General features: G+C 71.7%; 14 protein-coding genes. 11 read left to right on the top strand and 3 right to left on the bottom strand.

Going from position 1 to position 19,293, the window contains the following annotated elements:
* The first annotated feature begins 265 nt into the window (after positions 1-265).
* The 7 genes from ABZU75_RS03345 to ABZU75_RS03315 all read left to right on the top strand — a co-directional run bounded on the left by ABZU75_RS03345 (position 266) and on the right by ABZU75_RS03315 (position 11,935).
* Positions 266-6,484, top strand: coding sequence for an amino acid adenylation domain-containing protein (locus ABZU75_RS03345; protein WP_355549018.1), 6,219 nt, complete (start codon positions 266-268; stop codon positions 6,482-6,484).
* A 1-nt stretch (position 6,485) separates the two neighbouring features.
* On the top strand, positions 6,486-6,659 hold the full coding sequence (locus ABZU75_RS03340) for an MbtH family protein (RefSeq protein WP_350913117.1): 174 nt from the start codon (positions 6,486-6,488) through the stop codon (positions 6,657-6,659).
* Between the two features lie 2 nt (positions 6,660-6,661).
* Positions 6,662-6,958 carry an acyl carrier protein gene (locus ABZU75_RS03335; RefSeq protein ID WP_350913115.1) on the top strand — a complete coding sequence of 99 codons (297 nt, stop codon included), beginning with the start codon at positions 6,662-6,664 and terminating at the stop codon, positions 6,956-6,958.
* A gap of 28 nt (positions 6,959-6,986) precedes the next feature.
* Positions 6,987-8,366: a hypothetical protein gene (locus ABZU75_RS03330; protein WP_355549015.1), complete on the top strand. Its 1,380-nt coding sequence runs from the start codon at positions 6,987-6,989 to the stop codon at positions 8,364-8,366.
* 124 nt (positions 8,367-8,490) lie between these two features.
* On the top strand, positions 8,491-10,335 hold the full coding sequence (locus tag ABZU75_RS03325) for a N,N-dimethylformamidase beta subunit family domain-containing protein (protein WP_355549013.1): 1,845 nt from the start codon (positions 8,491-8,493) through the stop codon (positions 10,333-10,335).
* Positions 10,336-10,376: 41 nt separating this feature from the next.
* Positions 10,377-10,586, top strand: coding sequence for a hypothetical protein (locus tag ABZU75_RS03320; RefSeq protein WP_355549011.1), 210 nt, complete (start codon positions 10,377-10,379; stop codon positions 10,584-10,586).
* A gap of 389 nt (positions 10,587-10,975) precedes the next feature.
* Entirely contained in the window at positions 10,976-11,935 is a 960-nt protein-coding gene (locus ABZU75_RS03315; protein ID WP_355549009.1) for an NlpC/P60 family protein, read from the top strand.
* Here ABZU75_RS03315 and ABZU75_RS03310 read toward each other — a convergent pair.
* The 3 genes from ABZU75_RS03310 to ABZU75_RS03300 all read right to left on the bottom strand — a co-directional run bounded on the left by ABZU75_RS03310 (position 11,874) and on the right by ABZU75_RS03300 (position 14,254).
* Positions 11,874-12,143 carry a LuxR C-terminal-related transcriptional regulator gene (locus tag ABZU75_RS03310; RefSeq protein ID WP_355549194.1) on the bottom strand — a complete coding sequence of 90 codons (270 nt, stop codon included), beginning with the start codon at positions 12,141-12,143 and terminating at the stop codon, positions 11,874-11,876. The genes ABZU75_RS03315 and ABZU75_RS03310 overlap by 62 nt on opposite strands.
* A 27-nt stretch (positions 12,144-12,170) precedes the next feature.
* Entirely contained in the window at positions 12,171-12,815 is a 645-nt protein-coding gene (locus tag ABZU75_RS03305) for a M15 family metallopeptidase (protein WP_355549007.1), read from the bottom strand.
* A gap of 266 nt (positions 12,816-13,081) precedes the next feature.
* Complete coding sequence (locus ABZU75_RS03300; protein WP_355549005.1) at positions 13,082-14,254, bottom strand: ROK family transcriptional regulator; 1,173 nt, start codon at positions 14,252-14,254, stop codon at positions 13,082-13,084.
* Positions 14,255-14,461: 207 nt separating this feature from the next.
* Here ABZU75_RS03300 and ABZU75_RS03295 point away from each other — a divergent pair, with 207 nt between their 5' ends.
* From ABZU75_RS03295 to ABZU75_RS03280, 4 genes are all read left to right on the top strand, one after another.
* Positions 14,462-15,799, top strand: a complete 1,338-nt coding sequence (locus tag ABZU75_RS03295) for a sugar ABC transporter substrate-binding protein (RefSeq protein WP_350913098.1) — start codon at positions 14,462-14,464, stop codon at positions 15,797-15,799.
* Between the two features lie 2 nt (positions 15,800-15,801).
* Complete coding sequence (locus ABZU75_RS03290; RefSeq protein WP_355549002.1) at positions 15,802-16,812, top strand: sugar ABC transporter permease; 1,011 nt, start codon at positions 15,802-15,804, stop codon at positions 16,810-16,812.
* Complete coding sequence (locus ABZU75_RS03285) at positions 16,809-17,690, top strand: carbohydrate ABC transporter permease (protein WP_355549000.1); 882 nt, start codon at positions 16,809-16,811, stop codon at positions 17,688-17,690. The genes ABZU75_RS03290 and ABZU75_RS03285 overlap by 4 nt, the downstream gene beginning before the upstream one ends.
* Positions 17,691-17,797: 107 nt before the next feature.
* Positions 17,798-19,252 carry a glycoside hydrolase family 3 protein gene (locus ABZU75_RS03280; RefSeq protein ID WP_355548998.1) on the top strand — a complete coding sequence of 485 codons (1,455 nt, stop codon included), beginning with the start codon at positions 17,798-17,800 and terminating at the stop codon, positions 19,250-19,252.
* The last annotated feature ends 41 nt before the right edge of the window (positions 19,253-19,293 follow it).

Here is a 19,293-nt window from a genome sequence, read left to right as displayed (position 1 = left end):
AGTCTTACATGATCGCCACAGCCTTGCAAGGCCTTTGGCGGAGGTTCGATGGGAGGACAAAACCCTCGCGAGAGTGGGCCTTGCGCCCTTGGAGTGAAGGTGTAACACTGACCACCCAGAACTAACTGAAAGGTTTCTTTCCAGAAAGTGACCTTTCCCGAGGCCCGCCCAACTGGGCAAATATGCACGGAGTGGGCCTTTTGCGTACCAATTTCCAGCGCGATTGCGCGAGTTACCGGACCCGCGGCCGAAAAAGGAGCCCTGCGTGTTCCAACCAGAGACCGTTCCAACCGGCCGGCCGGCGACGGAGTACCCCCTGTCACCCGGCCAGCAGCGGCTCTGGTTTCTGCACCGGCTCGACCCGGGCGACTCGACCTACAACACATCCTATGTTTACAGATTGAAAGGTCGCCTTGACAGGGCCGCCCTGGAGGCCGCGTTCACCGCCGCGGCCACCCGGCACGAGAGCCTGCGGACCAGGTTCCGCGAGGTGGACGGGAAGCCCCTGGCGATCGTCGACCCGCCCTCGCCGGTACCGGTCGAGCGGCTGGCGGCCCGGGACGCGCGGGAGGCCGCCGCCCTGGTCTCCGCGGTCACCAACACGGCCTTCGACCTGGCCGCCGCGCCGCCGTTCCGGGTCTCGCTGATCGAACTCGGCCCCGAGGAGCACGTGCTCTGCGTCGTCCTGCACCACATCAACGGCGACGGCTGGTCGCTGAACGTGCTCCGCTCCGAGGTCGCCGTCCACTACGGCAGCCGGGGCGGCGCGGCGCTGCCCGAGCTTCCCCTGCAGTACGGCGAGTACGCGCGCGACCTGCGCCCCGCGGACTCCGAGCTCCGCTGGTGGACCGAGCGGCTCGCCGGGGTGCCCGCCCTGGAGCTCCCGACCGACCGGCCGCGCCCCGCCCTGCGGACCGGCGAGGGCGCCGAGGTCGACTTCCGGATCGAGGCCGGCATGGCCGCCTCGATCGGCGCCCTCGCCCGGCGTGCCCGATGCACGCCCTTCATGGTGCTGCTGGCGGCCTACCAGGTCCTGCTCCACCGGCACACCGGCCAGCACGACTTCTGCGTGGGCACCCCCTCGGCCGGTCGCGGCAGCACCGAGCTGGAGACCATGATCGGTTTCCTCTCGACCACGCTGGCCCTCCGCTGCGACCTGTCCGGCGACCCCACCTTCGACGACCTGCTCAGGCGCACCCGCAGGATGGTGCTGGACGGGCTCTCGCGGCAGGAGGTCCCCTTCGAACGCCTGGTGGCGGACCTCGACATGGAACGTGATCTCAGCCGCACGCCGCTGTTCCAGACCATGTTCGCCTTCCACACCCACGGCGAGTGGGCCGAGCCCCTGCCCGGCCTCGACGCCACACCCTTCCCCAGCGGCTGGTCCCGTGCCCGGCTCGACCTGTCCATGGACCTCTCCCCCGGCGACGACGGCCACCTGTACGGCACCGTCATCTACAGCACCGAGCTGTTCGACCGCGAGAGCGTGGAACGGCTGGTCGCCCGCTTCCAGGAACTGCTCGCGGCCGTGGTGGCCGACCCCGGCTCGCCGGTGAGCTCACTGCGGATGCTGCCGGAGGCCGAGCTCGCCCTGCTGGAGGAGTGGAACGACACCGGGACCGAACCGCCCGAGATCACGCTGGTCGACCTGCTGCTCGAACAGGCCGCGGCGACCCCAGGCGCGATCGCGGTACGGGCCGCGCCCGCCGGCACCGCGCCGGCGGGCGGGTCCGGAGCTGAGGAACTCACGTACGCGGAACTGGCCGGGCGGGCGGCGGAGCTCGCCGGGCGGCTGAGCGCGGTGGGTATCGGGCGCGGCTCGCTGGTCGCGGTCCGGATGGAACGCGGTGCCGACATGCTCGTCGCCCTGCTGGGCGTGGCGATGAGCGGCGCGGCCTACCTTCCCGTCGACCCCGACTACCCCGAGGCCCGCGTCGCGTACGTGATCGAGGACTCCGCGGCGGCGCTGGTCCTGACCGGCCTCGACGACCTTCCCCCGGCGACCGCGGCCCCCGCCGTGACCACGCGGCCACGCCCCGGCGACACCGCGTACGTGCTCTACACCTCCGGGTCCACCGGGCGGCCGAAGGGGGTGGTGGTGCCCCACCGGGCGCTGACCAACTTCCTGCTGGCGATGCGCGCGCTGCTGCGCTCCGCACCCCGGGACGTGTGGCTGGCGCTGACCTCGCTGTCGTTCGACATCTCCGCCCTGGAGCTCTACCTGCCGCTGGTGACCGGTGGCCGGGTGGTCGTCGCCGACGCGGAGAAGGCCCGGGACGGCGCGCGGCTCGCGCGCCTGATCAGGGACGAGGGCGTGACCCACGTACAGGCCACCCCCTCGGGCTGGCGGGTCCTGCTCACCGGGGACCTGCCGCGCGTGGTGGGCCTGACCGGCGGTGAGCCGCTCGCGCCCCGGCTCGCCCGCGAGCTCCGTCCGCACCTCGACCGGCTCGTCAACGTCTACGGCCCGACCGAGACAACCATCTGGTCCACGGCCTGGGACGTCCCGGAGGATCCCGGCGAGATCGTCATCGGCCGCCCGATCGCCAACACCGTCGTCCACGTCACCGACCCCGCCGGCGGACCGTGCCCGATCGGGGTGGCCGGAGAGCTGCTCATCGGCGGCGCGGGAGTGGCCACCGGCTATCTGGGCCGCCCGGCCCTGACCGCGGAGCGCTTCGTCCCCGGCCCCGGCGGCTCGCGGCACTACCGGACGGGAGATCGCGTCCGCCTCCGCAACGACGGCACCCTGGAGTTCCTCGGCCGTACCGACAACCAGGTCAAGCTACGCGGTCACCGCATCGAGCTCGGCGAGATCGAGGCGGTGCTCGACACCCACCCCGGTGTGCGGCAGGCGGTCGTCGCGGTGCGCGGGGACCGGCTGGTGGCCTTCGCGGTACCCGCCGCGCCGCCGCCCGCGCGGTCAGGACCGGACGGCCGCGGAGCGCTCGACGGTCTCGGGGAGCACGCCGCGCGCGAGCTGCCCGGCTACATGGTGCCCAGCGTGTTCGTCGAGGTGGCGGCGTTGCCGCTGACCCCCAACGGGAAGGTCGACCGCAACGCGCTTCCCGAGGTGGGCGGGACGCCCGCGCGGGACGCGACCGCCCCCCGCACCCCCGCCGAGCGGATGGTCGCCCAGGTTTTCGCCGAGGTGCTCGGGGCGGCGGAGATCGGGGCGCACGACGACTTCTTCACCCTGGGCGGGCACTCGCTGCTGGCCACCATGGTCACCTCACGGCTGGCGGCGCTGTCCGGAGCGGAGGTTCCCGTCCGCGAGGTGTTCACCCGGCCGACGGTCGCCGGGCTGGCGGAACTGCTGCCCGACCCCGGCGTCCCGATCGCGGGGGCGAGGTCCGGCTTCGGCGTCCCGGTCCGTGAGAGCGACGGGCCGCGCCCGAGGCCCGAGGGAACCGCCCCGCCGCTCTCCTTCGGCCAGGAGCGGCTCTGGTTCCTCAACCGGCTCGACCGAGACGACGCGTCGTACAACATGTGCCTGGTCAGGCGGCTGCGCGGGCCACTGGACCGGGACGCCCTGGCCCGCGCCCTGGCGGGCACGGCCGCCCGCCACGAGAGCCTGCGCACCCGCTTCCCCGAGGTGGACGGCGCGCCGGTCGTGGTCATCGATCCACCGGGTCCCGTGGCCATCGACGAGATGAGCGCCGCAGCCGAGGCCGAGGCACTGGAGCTGGTCTCGGCTCTGACCAACGCGCCCTTCGAGCTGGGTGCCGAACCGCCCCTGCGCGTCGCGCTGATCCGGATCGCCGAGGACGACCACGTCCTGTGCGTCGTGCTCCACCACATCCTCGGCGACGGCTGGTCGCTCAACCTCGTCTTCGACGAGGTGTCACGCCTGTACTCCGGCGACACCGCCCTGCCCCCGGTCCCGCTCCAGTTCGGCGACGTCGCCCGCTGGCAGCGTGAGCGCGACCTCGGCGGCCTGCTCGGCTACTGGCGGGACAGGCTCGCCGGCCCCACCCCGCTGGACCTGCCGGTCGACCGGCCACGCACCGCCGGGGCCGCCAGGCGCGGCGAGGTGGCCACCGTCCGCCTGGCGGAGACCGAGGCCGCCGCCCTGGCCCGGCTGGGCAGGGAGCACGGCGCCACCATGTTCATGGTCCTGCTCGCCGCCTACCAGGTTCTCCTGTCCCGGCACAGCGGCCGGAGCGACATCCTCGTCGGTACGGCCACCGCCGGCCGGGACCGGGTCGAGCTCGAACCGGTCGTCGGCTATCTCAGCGACACCCTGGTCATGCGCGGCGACCTGTCGGCCGACCCCACCTTCTCGGACCTGCTCCGCGAGACCAGGACCGGTGTCCTGGACGCCTTCTCCCACCGCGGCGTGCCGTTCGAGGAGCTGGTGCGGGCCCTGGGGGTCGAGCGCGACCTCACCCGCACGCCGCTGTTCCAGACCATGCTCATCCTGCACACGCAGGACTCCGGGCAGGCCCGAGACGCCTTCGCCGGGCTGACCGCCACGGCGTTCGAGCACGGCATGCGGCAGGCCAAGCTGGAGCTGATGCTGGAGGCGTGGCAGGACGAGCACGAGCTCATGCTCAGCTTCGTCTACGACGCCGAGCTCTTCGACCGGGCCACGGTCGAGGCCATGGCCGCGCGGTTCCGCCTGCTGCTCACCGCGCTGCCCGGCGCGTCCGGCGACCGCGTCTCGGAGCTGCCGCTGCGCACCGGGGACGACGACGCCCTGCTCCTGCGCCTCTCCCGTGGCCCGGTACGGCCCACCGCCGCCCTGGTGCCCGACCTGTTCGCGGCGACCGTACGCGACACGCCGGGCGCGGTCGCGATCGGATCCGGGGACGCCACGCTCGGCTACGCCGGGCTGGACGCCCGCGCCGACGAGCTGGCCGCGCTCCTGCGGGGGCACGGCGTCGCCGGGGGCGACGTGGTCGGCGTCTGCCTGGACAGGTCACCCGACGCCGTCGCGGCCCTGCTCGCGGTCTGGCGGGCGGGGGCGGCCTACCTGCCGCTCGACCCGGACCACCCCGCCGAGCGGCTCGCCTTCATGCTGGACGACAGCGCCACCCGCCTCGTCCTCACCTCGGCGGCCCTGCGCGACCGGCTGCCCTCCACCACCCCGGCCGTCCACGTGGACGACCGGCCTCCCGCTCCGGAGACCGGCCGGATCGCCGATCCGGCGGCGCCGGACGGCGGGGCCGCCTACGTGATCTACACCTCCGGGTCCACCGGAACACCGAAGGGCGTCGTGGTCTCGCACCGCAACCTGGCCGCCCGCGTCGCGTGGATGCGCGAGGCGTACGGGCTGGGTCCGGGCGACCGGATGGTCCAGTTCGCCTCGCTGAGCTTCGACACCCACGCCGAGGAGATCTACCCGGCACTGGTCGCCGGGGCCCGGCTGGAGCTGCTGCCCGAGGGCGGCGTCACCCTGCCCGACCACCTCGACCAGGTCACCGTGCTCGACCTGCCCACGGCCTACTGGCACGCGCTGGTCGACGACATCGACGAGATCCCCTGGCCGCCGACCCTGCGTCTGGTGATCCTCGGCGGCGAGCAGGTGCACGAGGCGGCCGTGACCCGCTGGCGCGAGCGTTTCGGCGACCGGGTGCGGCTGGTCAACACCTACGGCCCGACCGAGGCGACGATCATCGCCACCGCCGCCGAGCTGGACGGCTCCCTGGGACGGCCGCCCATCGGCGTCCCGATCGCCGACACCTCGGTCCTGCTGCTGGACGGCACCGGCCAGGAGGTCCCGCCGGGAGCCCCCGGCGAGCTCTGCGTCGGCGGGGCCGGGGTGGCCACCGGCTACCTCGCCAGGCCGGGCCTCACCGCCGAGCGCTTCCCCGTCCTGCGTGGAGAACGGATCTACCGGACCGGCGACCTGGCGCGCTGGCGGTCCGACGGGCGGCTGGAGTTCCTCGGCCGCCTCGACGACCAGGTCAAGGTCCGCGGCTTCCGGATCGAGCCCGGCGAGATCGAGGCATGGCTGCTGACCCACCCCGGTGTCGGCCAGGCCGCGGTGGCGGTGCGCCGGGAGACCCTGGTCGGCTACGTCGTCGGCACGGCCACCGGCGAGGAACTGGCCGGATATCTGGCCGGGGCGCTGCCCGCCCACATGGTCCCCACGCTCTGGGTGAACCTCACGACCCTGCCGCTGACCGGGAACGGCAAGCTCGACCGGGCCGCGCTGCCCGCGCCCGAGGCCGGCCCCCGGACGAGAACCGCCCCGCGTGGCGACGCCGAGGAGCTGGTGGCCGAGATCTTCGGCGAGGTGCTGGGGATCGAGGAGGTCGGTGCCTTCGACGACTTCTTCGCGCTGGGCGGTCACTCGCTGCTGGCCACCCGCGCCGTCGCCAGGCTCCGCGCCGCCATCGAGGTGGACGTGCCGATCCGCACCCTGTTCGCGCGGAGCACCGTGGCCGACCTCGCGGCGGCGGTGGAGGAAATGCTCGTCGCCGAACTGGCCGAACTGTCCGACGAGGAGGCCGCGCGCCTCATGGAGACCGGGAGCTGAGTTGGACTACCACGTCGTGGTCAACCACGAGGAGCAGTACTCGATCTGGCCGGACGGCCGGGACCTGCCGGACGGCTGGCGGCACGAGGGCGCCCGCGGTACCAGGGAGGACTGCCTCGCCCACATCGACCGCGTCTGGACCGACCTGCGCCCGCTCAGCGCGAGGAGGTCCTGAAGATGTCCGACCGAGTGGTGCCGGGGAGCGTACGAGAGGAGATCGTCATGGTCAGGGAACGGCTGGCGGCGATGGTGGCCTCGGCCTCCGACGGCGCGGTCACGGCCGGGGAGGCGTTGACCGCCACGGTCCCGCTGTCCGCGCTGGGGGTCACCTCCCTGGCGCAGATGCGGCTGATCGACGCGGTGGAGACCGAGTTCGGGGTGGAGATCGACCTGTCGGGCGACGGGCTCGACCTGCTGGACGACCTGGACGCGCTGGAGCGCCACATCGACGAGGCACGGCGCTCGCGCTCCTGACCTCCGACTCCTACAACAGGGGGAGCACATGGACATCCGGTTCTCGGGGAGCCGATCGGGGACGGCACCGCTGACCTGGGGGCAGCGCGCCATCTGGGACACGATCCAAAGGACGGCGCCGGACGACCACTACTTCAACTTCGGCCGGGTGCTCGCCGTGCCCCGGCGGGCCAGACCGCTCACCGTGGCGCGGGCCGCCGAGGTGCTGCGCGCGCTGGTGGAACGGCACGAGTCGCTGCGAACCAGGCTGGGCGAGCCCCCGTACGGAACCGCGCGACCGTACCTTCAGGCCCCCGCGAAGGCTCACGGGTACGGAGGCGGCGGCACGGAGCCGTGGCAGGTGCTGGAGACCACCGGGACCGTCCCGGTCACCGTCTCCGAGGGCGACCCCGAGCGGCTGCGGGACGCGCTGGCACAGACCGCCTTCGACTACGGGAACGAGTGGCCGCTGCGGATCGGGCTCGTCGTCGAGCGCGGCGAGGTCACTCACATCGTGCTCGTCTTCTGCCATCTGGCCGCCGACGGCCTCGGGGCCGAGGTGGCGGTCACGGACCTGCGGCTGCTCCTGCTGCGCGGCTCCCTGCCGGGCCCGCCCCCGCCCTCACCGCTGGATCTGGCCCGCTGGCAGGGCTCCGAGCGGGGTCTGAAGGTCGCGAGGATCGCCGCCGAGCACTGGGAGAGCGAGTACCGGCGCATTCCGCCGACCATGTTCGACCGGCGCGAGGACGTACCCGCGGATCCGCCGATCTGGCGGGCGCGACTCGTCTCGCGGGCGATGGACCTGGCGGTGCGGCGGATCGCCGCCGTGCGCGGCACGAGCACCTCGACGGTCCTGCTGACCGCCGCGTCGGTACTGGCCGGGAAGGTGAACGGCCACGACGTGTGCGCGATGCTGCCGATCGTGGGCAACCGCTTCCGCGGCGACACGGCCGGCGCCGTCACCACGCTCTCCCAGGAGGGCCTGTTCGTGCTGGACCTGCGCCGGGGCGACTTCACCGAACTGCTGCGCGCGGCCAAGCCCGCCGCGCTGCGCGCCTACCGATCCGCCTACCACGACCCCGCCGAGCGGGACGGGATCACCGAGCGGATCAGCCGGGAGCGGGGCACGCCGATCCACCCGTACTGCTGTTTCAACGACATGCGCTTCGCCGACCAGGTGGACGCCTCCCCCGACGAGCGGACCGTGCGGGACGCGCTGGCGGAGACGACCCTCTCCTGGCCGCTCAGCCAGGAGAGGCTCAACTGCCGGTTCTGCCTGCACGTGACCGGCGAGCCCGGCGGGCTGGGCGTCTCGCTCACCGCCGACACCCGCCACCTGTCCCGCCCCGCGATGGAACGCTACCTCCTCGATCTGGAGTCCCTGCTGGTCGAGGCCGCGTTCCGCGAGGTGCTGGAGCCCGTCGGTTGACTCCTCCGCCACTTCCTTCCCCGGACCAGAACCCGGGTACTCCCCGCCGGAGGTGCCCGATGACGGTCCACGCCCACCCCGGCCGGCGCCCACCGCCCGGCCTCCTGCCCGGAACCGGAGCCCGATGACGGTCCACGCCTACGCCGAGTCGACGTCCTGCGTCCAGGGCGGCTCACTCCGCTTCCACCTCGCCCGCGCCTCCCGGGCCCCGCTGCGCGGCTCGGTGCTGATCGAGGACGTGGCCACGGACCTGGCGGTGCTCGAAGGGGAGTTCACCGGCCCGTCCTGGACGCTCGACGTCTCCGCCGGCTGGCCCAGCTCGCTCTACCGCGCGATCTTCACCACCGACGAGGGGGTCTGCGAGGTCTACTTCGTCGTACGGGCCGCCAGGGCCGGCTCGCCGATCCTGCTGTCGATCCCGTTCCCGACCTGGCAGGCGTACAACCGGGCGGGCATTCCCGGCGAGTCCATCTACTGGACCGAGCAGGCCACCCGGGCCTCGCGCGTCTCCTTCGACCGGCCGGGCGGCGGGCCGCCGCCCGAGCGCTGGGAGGAGGGCATGATCCGCTGGCTGGGGCCCGCCGGATACGACGTCGACTACTGCTCCGCCCTGGACCTGCACTCCGGGCGCGAACTGCTGGCCGGCTACCGGCTGCTGATGGTCAGCGGGCACGACGAGTACTGGTCGGCGGGGATGCGCGACAGCGTCGAGGAGTTCGTCGGCCGGGGTGGAAACCTGGCCGTCTTCTCCGGCAACACCTGCTGGTGGCAGTTCCGGCTGGAGGACGACGGGCGCACCATGGTCTGCTACCGCGACGCGGTCGCCGATCCGATGGCCACGGTGAATCCCGCCCTCACCACCGTCGAGTGGTCCAGCGCGCCGGTGAACCGTCCGGAGAACAGCCTGACCGGGGTCAGCTTCCGGCACGGCGCGGGGACCTGGGGTCCGTACATGCGGCTCATGCACGAGGAGTCCTACACGGTCCGCTTCCCCGAACACTGGGTGTTCGAGGGCACCAAGCTGGGCGAGGGCGACACGTTCGGCAGGGGCGCCATCGGCTACGAGACCGACGCCTGCGACTTCACCGAGGTGGACGGCGTGCCGGTGGCCACCGGGCGCGACGGCACCCCGCCGTCCTTCGTCATCCTGGCCACCGCCGACCTGCGGCACTGGCACCGGTACGGCCAGGGCGGCATGGCCACCATGGGCGTCTTCGGCCTCGGCGCCGGGACCGTGTTCACCGCCTCCACCGTGAACTGGGGAAACACCCTGCACGACCCGGCGGTGGAGCGGATCACCCGCAACGTGCTCGACCGGCTCTCCCGCCGCGTCTCCGGCTGGGAGGTGATCGGCCCCGGCGGCTCGATCCGCGCGCTGACCGCGTGCGACTCGCGGCTGTACGGGGTGGGCACCGACGACGCGCTGTACCGCAGGGACGTCTGCGGCCAGAACCTGCGCTGGCGCCGCATCGACTCGGGCGGCGGCGTCGTGGCCATGGCCACCCCGCGCGAGGCGTCCGGCACCAGGCCCGTCGGCCTGTACGGGCTGACCGGCGACGGCCGTCTCGTCTACCGCGACCCGGGCACGCGGGCCCCCTGGGTCACGCTCGGCGACGCCCCGCCGGGCGGGGTGGGGCTGGCCCTGGTGGACGGCGACCTGTGGGCCGTCACCGCCGCCGGCGGGCTTTGGTACCTGCCCCCGGACACCGCGGAGTGGATCCCGGCCGACGAGAGCACGGGCGGACTCGCGAGCGGGCCGACGGGCGCGGTGGCCATGACCGCCATGAACGGCCGCCTCTACGCCGTCGACAGCGCCGATCGCGTCCGCACCCGGCTGCCACTGCCGGGACCCGGCGAGTGGGCCGACCTGTGTTCCGCCGCCGGGAGCACCACCCTCACCGCCCACGCCGGCCGCCTGATCGGCACCACTCCCGACGGCCCACTGCGCTGGCGGCCCCCCACACCCTAGGTACTGGTCCCGCGGATCCCGCCGCGGCGAGAAACGGCCGGGTGGTACGTCGCGAGGCGAAGATCGTCAGCACATTCCACGAGTTCGGCGCCTCCATCGGAGCCGCCGCCATCTCCAGCGTCGCAGCGGCCAGCCTGATCGGGGACACGCTTTCCGGGTTCACCAGCGGCCATATCCTCGCCGCGGTCACCGCGGTCGCCGCGGCCCTCGTGGCCGCCGTCCTGACACCCGGCCGAGCCGACACAGGCTGAGGAGACACCGCCGAGGCCGGTCTGTCCCCCAACGCGCCGACCGCACACGCTCGGCTGCCCGGCACGACATAGGGGGCCTTCTACTACGGCTGATAGTCATTCCATTCGCCCAACGACCTCTCACCCTCAGGCGGGTCGGCAGCCGGTGAGACCTCCGAACAAGCTTCGGAAATCCATGTTGAACAGCAAACATGTGACAGGGCGCATCGCGGGCGGATCCACAGCCCCGCCCGGCCGCCAAGCATGATCGTCTCGCACCGGTGCGGAAATACGGAGTAAAGGGTGAATAGCCTGTCCTGCTTCTGTAGCATTTCGCCCGACATCGGGACAAGGGAAGGCATCACACAGTGGCCGTTGCAGGCATGCCGGTGCGAGTCAGACGGATACCTGTGGCGGCGGGAGTCGTGATCGCCGTCCTGCTGTCACCTCTCGACGGAGCGGTCGCCGAACCACGGCCCACCCTCTCCCAGGCCAGGGCGAAACTCGCGAAGCTCAATGACCAGGCCGGCAAGATCGTCGACCGCTACAACCTGGCCAACGAGCGCTGGAAGAAGGCCAAGAAGCACTACGACAAGCTGAACAAGGTCTACGGTCAGCAGCGCGAATCAGTCGACGCCCTGCGCCGCAACCTCGTCACGTTGGCCGTCAGCACCTACCAGGCCGGCGGGCTGAGCGGCGGGGCGGGGCTCATCTCCAGCGACGACCCACGCTCGCTCCTGAGCGGCATGGCCGCGGTCGACCAGATATCGGCCGGGCACGCGGAGTCGCTGCGTACGTTCGACGCCGCCACCCGAGCCCTCAGACTGCGGCACGGCAAGGCCAAGGACGCGCTGACCGAAGCGGACAAGGCGCGAGACACGCTGGCCGCGGAAAGGACCAGGACCAAGCGCCTGATCGCCGAGCAGACGAAGCTGCTGCGCAGGCTCGGCGCCTTCCGGGTCGGCGACCCCAACAGTGCCGGCATCACCTACACCGGCTCGGCCTCCGGCAACGCGAGGACCGCTCTGCAGTTCGCCTACGCGCAGATCGGCAAGCCGTACCAGTGGGGCGGGGAGGGGCCGGGATCGTATGACTGTTCAGGCCTGACGCAAACCGCCTGGCGCAACGCCGGGGTCAGCATCCCCCGCACCACCTGGGAGCAGTGGAGCTGGGGGGCCGGCAGGCGGGTACCCCTGGATCTGAACCGGTTGCAGCCCGGTGACCTGCTTTTCAGCAAAGGTCTGGGCCACATGGGCATGTACGCGGGCAACGGCAAGATGGTGCACGCCCCGCGGACCGGCGACATCATCAAAGTGGTCGACCTCGACGACTACTGGTGGGGCCGCCTCCTCGGCGCGGTCCGTCCCTGACACCGCTCCCGTCGACGCCGGACGCTCCGACCCGGCGGCCGAGGCCCGCTTCGCGGGCGCGGATGACGGCGTGGGCGCGGACGGTCTTCGGTGACAGGGCCAGGCACTCGGCGATCCGGCGGTTGGACAACCCCGCCGCGATGAGATCGAGGATCTGGCGTTCGCGCGTGGTGAGCCGCGAGAACGGTTCCTCGGCGGCGGGGCGGATCGCGGCCGGACGGGCGAGTAGCCGTGGTCAGGTGGAGGTCGGGCCGTAGACGGCGCAGGGGGCGCCGGTGGTCATGGCCCAGTAGCGGTCGCCGTAGGACCAGTGCCACCACTCGGTGGGATAGTTGACCAGGCCGACCGCCTCCAGGGCCGCGCCGAGGATCTTGCGGTGGCGCCGGGCCTCGGCCGACAGGCCGGGGGCCTCGGTGTAGCAGGCGCCGCCGCTCTGCTCGGGGGTGGCGTTGAGCGGGGTGCCCATGTCGAGCTCGGTCCCGTCCTCGGCGGACAGGGTCAGATCGACCGCCGCTCCCGCGGTGTGCGGGGCGATCTCGACGGGCGAGACGTAGCGGCTCGCCGCACTCCGGAGCTCCGCGGGCGACATTTCCGGAAATGTCGTCCGCAACTCCGCCGAGTAGTCATCGAAGATCTTTTTCTGGGTCGCCAGTGGCCGGTAGCCCTCCACGACCAGCAGCCGGTATCCCCCGGGAAGCTGCGCCTGCGCCTTCTCCAGCCGGTCCAGCAGCCCGAGCCGCAGGTGGGCGAAGGCCCCCTCGGTGTCGGCGAGCCGCCCGTCCGTCTCCAACCGCCCCCGCACGTCGATCAAGGGCTCACCGGACTCCTCGACGGGGATCGAGGCGACTCGGGCGTCGGAGATCAGCACGATGTCACGCATGACGGCAATTCTTCACCAAACACCTGCCGGTTGGAGACCCAGTCCTCCAGAAGGGGTCACGGGCCGGTCGGCGGATCGTCAACTTCGCCCTTCCCGGCAGAGCGGCGCTCCGGAACCCCGCCGGCCACCGTCACCGGCCACCGTCGCCGTCCGGTGTCGTCGTCCGGTGTCGCCGTCCGGTAAGGAACCCGCGAGGATCGAGAACGGATCGGCCGCCGGCGTCCTCCGGGCGGAAGAACGTCAGACGGTGACATCAGACGGTGACATCAGACGGTGTCGGAGAACACCTGCTCCCGAGCCTGCTGCAGCGCCGACACCAGCGCGCCGCGCAGCACGGGGTTGCCCCTGACCCGCGAGACCACGACCCTGGGCTGGCTCGGGCAGACCCGGGCCACGGCATCCTGCACCCTGGCGGCGAGCGCGTCCCCACCCGCCCTGCCGACGTCGCCGCTGAGCACGATCAGCCCGGGGTCCAGGACCACGGCGACCGCGGCGACGCCGACCGCCAGCCGCCCGGCCAACTCGTCCAGAAAGGCCTCGGCACCCTCCGCGACGGCCGTACGGACCCGCTCCCCCACCGGAGTCGCGTCGGCGGCGGAACCGATGCCGTAGGCGCTCGCGAGCCCGGCCACGGCGTCGCCGCCGACCAGGCGCTGGAACGAGCCCGACTGGGGTTCGCTCACGTCGGTGGGGAGCGGCTCGCCCGGGACGGGAAGCCAGCCGATCTCACCCGCGCCGCCGGTGAAACCGCGGTGCAGCCGCCCGCCCAGCATGACGCCGAGCCCCTGGCCGACCCCGGCCCAGACGAGTACGAAGTCGTCGACGCCCAGCGCCGCGCCGTGCGCGCGCTCGGCCAGCGCGGCCAGGTTCACGTCGTTCTCGATCGTCACCGGGACGCCGAGGTCGCGACGGAGCTCGGCGAGCACGCCGTTGTGCCAGGAGGGCAGGTCGAAGGAGAACCGCACGTCGCCGGTGCCGGGGTCGACGACGCCCCGGGTGCCGATCACGAAGGCGCGGAGCCGGTCCGCGCCGATGCCCGTGGCCCCGCACGCCTGGCCGACCGCACCGCGCACCAGCCGTACCGGATCGTCGTGCCCGCTGGGGTCGGCCGAGACCTCGGCGACGAGTGTGCCGGTGATGTCGGCGATCCCGGCGCTGATCCGGTCGGGGAGCACGTCAAGCCCGGCCACGTACGCGCAGGAGGGCACCACCCCGTAGAGCGCGGCGTTGGGGCCGCGCCCGCCGGCCTGCTCGCCGACCACCGCGACAAGGTCTCGCTCCTGGAGCCTGGCGAGCAGCTGACCCGCGGTCACCTTGGAGAGCCCGGTGTGCTCTCCCAGCTCAGCCCGGGTTAGCGGGCCACTGGACAGCAGGAGCTCCAGCGCCGCACGGTCGTTGAGCTGGCGCAGCAACCGGGGGGTCCCCGGGCGTGTGGACAAGGCCGTCCTTCCCGTCACGATCCGCTAACGATCGTTTCTTTTAAGAAAGTTTCTTGTTAGTTTATCCCTAGCCAGCCCGCAGGCAAGTGATCGGGACCGCGGGTTGTGACAGTTCCGACAGCTCCCAGTGAGTGCAGAGGGTCGCGGGGACCCCGGCCATAACAGATGAGCGCAAACTCCGGCGAAAGCCTGAAAGGGAGAACTCCAGTGAAGTTCGCGAGAATCGCCACCACGACGGCCACCACGGCCGCCCTCGCCCTGGGTCTCGCCGCGTGTGGCAGCAGCGAGCCCGCCACCCCGGCCGCCGGCTCCGACGCGTCGGCACCCGCCGCGTCCGGACCCAAGTTCGCAGGTCAGACCCTGACCGTCTGGCGCCTCGGCGCTCCGGACGAGAAGCAGAACAAGCTCATGGGCGACCTGAACGCCAAGTTCAAGGAGACCACCGGCGCCGAGGTCAAGCTCCAGTGGGTGCCGTGGCCCGACGCGCAGGCCAAGTGGACCGCCGCGCTCGCCGGCGGCGAGGGCCCCGACGTCACCGAGTTCGGCAACGACCAGGTCGCCGCCTGGGTGGCACAGGACGCGCTGACCGACATCACCGACATCGTCAAGGCCGCCCCCGACTTCCAGCAGATCCCGCAGAACCTGTGGGGCTACGAGACGGTGGACGGCAAGATCTACGCCGCCCCGTGGGGTGGCGGCACCCGCGCCGTCCTCTACCGCAAGGACTGGTTCGAGGACCTGAAGATCGAGGTGCCCAAGACCTGGGAGGAGCTCGTCGAGGCGGGCAAGAAGATCGTCGCCAAGAAGGGCAAGGACGTCGACGGCTTCGCCTTCAACGGCGGCTCCGACGCCAACATGTCGCTCTCCCCGTTCGTCTGGTCGGCCGGCGGCGACTTCGCCGCGTTCGAGGGCGGCAAGTGGGTCGGCAAGCTGACCGAGCCCGGGTTCAAGGAGGGCTTCCAGTACTACACCGACCTGGTGACCAAGCACGGCGTCTCGCGCAAGTCCGCGCTGACCCAGAACTCGGTGGACATCGCGACCCGCTTCGCCAACGGCAAGGTCGGCATGTACGTGACCGGCGGCTGGGACATCACCACGATCAAGGAGCAGAGCGGCGGCAAGGTCGACGACTCGAAGATGTCCTTCTTCTCGCTCCCGGCCAAGGACGGCAGCGGCCCGGCCCCGGCCTTCCAGGGCGGCAACGACATCGCCATCTGGAAGGACACCAAGAACCTCGAACTGTCCGCCGAGTACGTCAAGCTGGCCGCCGGCAAGGAGTTCGGCACCCGCTACGCCAAGGAGGGTGGCCTGCTGCCGCTCTACCCGGAGGCTCTGACCGAGTACGCGTCCGACCCGGTGCAGGCGCCGTTCGCCGAGACCTTCAAGGTCGCCAAGGGCTTCCCGAACGACACCAACTGGGCCGAGGCCAACGACACCAAGGCGGTCCTGCAGAGCGCGGCCCGCTCGGTCATCGAGGGTAAGAAGGACGTCGACACCGCGCTGGCCGACGCCAACAAGGAACTCGAAGAGATCCTGAACCAGTAGTCATGGCGAACACCTCAACCATCGCCCGGGACGGGGGCTCCCCCTCCGTCCCGGCGCGGGGGCACCGAGGCGCCACGCCCCCGCGCAGGTCCGGGCTGCCCGTTCGGGTGGTCCCCTACGCGCTGCTCGTCCCCGGCCTGATCGTCATCGCGGGCCTGCTGCTCTACCCGCTCTTCCAGATGGTCGTCATGTCCTTCCAGAACGTGGGACTGCGGCAGATCCGGGGGGTACCGGCCGAGTCCGTCGGTCTGGAGAACTACCAGAAGCTCATCGAGTCCGAGCTGTTCTGGACCTCGCTGCGTAACACGGTGGTCTTCGCCGTCGTCACGGTGGCGCTCACCCTGCTGCTCGGCACGCTGGTCGGCCTGCTCCTGCACAAGCTGGGCAAGAAGATGTCGACCTTCCTGATCATCGGCATCATGGCCGCCTGGGCCACCCCGCAGATCGCCACCGCGATCATCTGGCGCTGGCTGTTCGACGCGGAGTCCGGGGTCATCAACTGGGCGCTCAACGCGCTGCCCGACTGGTTCTCCTCCCTGCTGTTCGGCCGCTCCGACTGGACCGGCGAGCCGTGGCTGAACGACGCGTTCACCATCTACCTGGTACTGATCATCGCGGTGGTCTGGGCGTCGTTCCCGTTCATCGCGGTCTCGGTGCTGGCCGGGCTGAAGAGCATCTCCAAGGAGCTGTACGAGGCGGCCAGGGTGGACGGCGCCTCCGCGTGGCGGATCTTCTGGAAGATCACCTTCCCGCTGCTGAAGCCGGTCTTCGCGGTGCTCACCGTGCTCTCGGTGATCTGGGACTTCAAGGTCTTCACCCAGCTGTTCGTGCTGGCGGGCGGCACCTCCAACCGGGAGGCGTTCAACCTGTCGCTGTTCGCCTTCACCCAGGCCTTCAGCGCGCCGCCCAAGATGGGCATGGGCGCGGCCATCGCGGTGGTGCTGACGCTGATCCTGCTCTTCATCACCTTCTTCTACGTCCGCCAGATCGTGAAGACGGAGGACGTGCGATGACGACGTACGGCAGGCGCGGGCCGCGGGAAAATCTCCGGCAGCGTAAGCGACTCGGCAACATCGGCCTGAACACCGCGGCCGTCCTGGTGTTCCTGTTCGCGGTCTTCCCCGTCTACTGGATGGTGAGCACCGCCTTCAAGAGCAGCGAGCAGATCTTCACGACGGACTTCATCCCCTTCCCCACCGATCCCACGCTCGAACACGTGCGGCGGGTCTTCACCGAGGGCGTCGCCGGCCACTCCATCTGGCGCTACCTGCTCAACAGCTCCATCGTGGCCCTCGGCACCGTGCTCATCGGCGCGGTCTTCTCGCTGCTGGCGGCGACCGCGGTGGCCCGCTTCCGCTTCCGCGGGCGCACCTCGTTCCTGATCCTGCTGCTCATCGTGCAGATGGTCCCCGGCGAGGCACTGCTCATCCCGCTGTTCATGATGGTCAGGCGGGCCGGGCTGTACGACCAGCTCCTCGGCCTCATCGTGGTGAACGTCGCGATGACGCTGCCGTTCGCCATCTGGATGCTGCGCACCTTCGTCGCGGCGGTTCCCAAGGAACTGGAGGAGGCGGCCTGGATCGACGGCGCGAGCCGGTTCGCCACCTTCTGGCGGGTGCTGTTCCCGCTGGTGGCCCCCGGCCTCGTCGCGACGAGCATCTTCTCGTTCATCACCGCGTGGAACGAGTTCGTGTTCGCGCTGACGCTCATCGGCGACCAGGGCAGCTACACCATGCCCGTGGCGCTGCGCTACTTCGTCAGCCAGCGGTCGGTGGACTGGGGCGGCATCATGGCCGCCTCCACCCTGATGACCATCCCGGTCATCGTCTTCTTTCTCCTGGTGCAGCGGCGGATGGTCTCCGGACTCGTCGCGGGCGCCGTCAAGGGCTGATCCCCCATCGGTGCTGGTACGGCTCGTACCCACAAGGCGCGAGCCGTACCAGCCCTGCCTGTTCCATGTCCGCTCCCCTACATCTCAGGTAAGGAACACCTACCGCCATGTCTGAGCTCATCGCGGATCGCGGCGATCAGGGGCTGCGTCGTCTCGCGGCCGGCACTCTGCTCGCCGCGTTCCAGGGCACCGAGGCACCCGAGTGGGTCCTGCGGGAGCTGGAGAACGGTCTCGGCGGCGTCACGCTCTTCGGCTTCAACGTCGCCGACGCCGCGCAGCTGTCCGCCCTCACCTCCCGTCTGCGTGAGACAAGCGACCCGGTCATCTCACTGGACGAGGAGGGGGGCGACGTCACCAGGCTCGCCTACCACGTCGGCAGCCCGTATCCCGGCAACGCCGCCCTCGGTGCCGTGGACGACGTCGAGCTCACCCGGCGGGTCTACCGGTCCATCGGCGACGACCTGGCCCGGTGCGGCGTCAACCTGGACATGGCCCCGTCCGCGGACGTCAACACCGCCGAGGACAACCCGGTGATCGGCACCCGCTCGTTCGGGGCTCAGGCCGCGCTCGTCGCCCGGCACACCGTCGCCGCCGTACACGGCCTGCAGTCGGCGGGCGTGGCCGCCTGTGTCAAGCACTTCCCAGGCCACGGCGCGACCCGGCAGGACTCCCACCTGGAGGTCCCGCTCGTCGACGCCTCCGCCGAACTGCTGCGCGAGCGCGAGCTCGTGCCCTTCCGCGCCGCGATCGAGGCCGGAACCAGGTCCATCATGACCGCGCACGTGCGTGTCCCCGCCGTCACCGGCGGGCTCCCCGCGACGCTCTCCCCCGCCACCCTGACCGGCCTGCTCCGCGGCGAGCTGGGCTACGACGGTGTGATCGTCACCGACGCCCTCGACATGCGGGCCGTCACCGACACCTACGGCCTGGCAGGCGGCTCGGTACTCTCCCTCGCCGCCGGAGCCGATCTGCTCTGCCTCGGCCCGATCCCCACCGAGGACGACGTCCACCGGATCCTGGACGAGATCGTCGCCGCCGTACTGGACGGGCGGCTGCCCGCGACCCGCCTGGAGGAGGCCGCCGAGCGGGTGTCCGCCCTGCGCGCCTGGTTCGGCACGCCCCGCACGGGTGAGGCCGAGCGGGACGTGATCGGCCTCACCGCCGCCCGCCGCGCGGTCAGCCTCACCGGCTCGGCACCTCCCCCGGTCGACCCGCTGGTGGTGGAGGTGGACACCCCGCCGACCATCGCGGTCGGCGACGTGCCGTGGGGTTTCACACCGCTGCTGCCGCGGGCGGAGGTGTTGCGGGTCAAGCCGGAGGCCGCCGACGTGCCGGGCATCCTGGAACGCGCCTCGGGCCGCTCCCTGATCGTCGTCGTCAAGGACGCCCATCGCTACGAGGCCAGCAAGTCGGTGATCTCCGCGCTGCTGGCCGCCCGCCCCGACACCACGGTGGTCGAGATGGGCCTGCCCATCTGGCGCCCCGAGGGCGTGACCTACGTGGCCACCTACGGCGCCGCCCGCGCCAACGCGCAGGCCGCCGCCGAACTCCTCGGCGTCTGAGCGCCCGTACCCCTGTCCCCGCCCCGAGCCTAGGAAGGCTC

The sequence above is a fragment of the Streptosporangium sp. NPDC005286 genome (assembly GCF_040607515.1).
In the GTDB taxonomy this organism is placed as follows: Bacteria; Actinomycetota; Actinomycetes; order Streptosporangiales; family Streptosporangiaceae; genus Streptosporangium.
This window is presented reverse-complemented; position numbering and strand designations above follow the sequence as displayed.

Coding starts and splice junctions, on each gene's coding strand:
- ABZU75_RS03335 (WP_350913115.1), top strand. CDS start 6,662: ATGTCCGACCGAGTGGTGCCGGGGAGCGTACGAGAGGAGATCGTCATG.
- ABZU75_RS03330 (WP_355549015.1), top strand. CDS start 6,987: ATGGACATCCGGTTCTCGGGGAGCCGATCGGGGACGGCACCGCTGACC.
- ABZU75_RS03325 (WP_355549013.1), top strand. CDS start 8,491: ATGACGGTCCACGCCTACGCCGAGTCGACGTCCTGCGTCCAGGGCGGC.
- ABZU75_RS03305 (WP_355549007.1), bottom strand. CDS start 12,815: ATGCGTGACATCGTGCTGATCTCCGACGCCCGAGTCGCCTCGATCCCC.
- ABZU75_RS03290 (WP_355549002.1), top strand. CDS start 15,802: ATGGCGAACACCTCAACCATCGCCCGGGACGGGGGCTCCCCCTCCGTC.
- ABZU75_RS03285 (WP_355549000.1), top strand. CDS start 16,809: ATGACGACGTACGGCAGGCGCGGGCCGCGGGAAAATCTCCGGCAGCGT.
- ABZU75_RS03280 (WP_355548998.1), top strand. CDS start 17,798: ATGTCTGAGCTCATCGCGGATCGCGGCGATCAGGGGCTGCGTCGTCTC.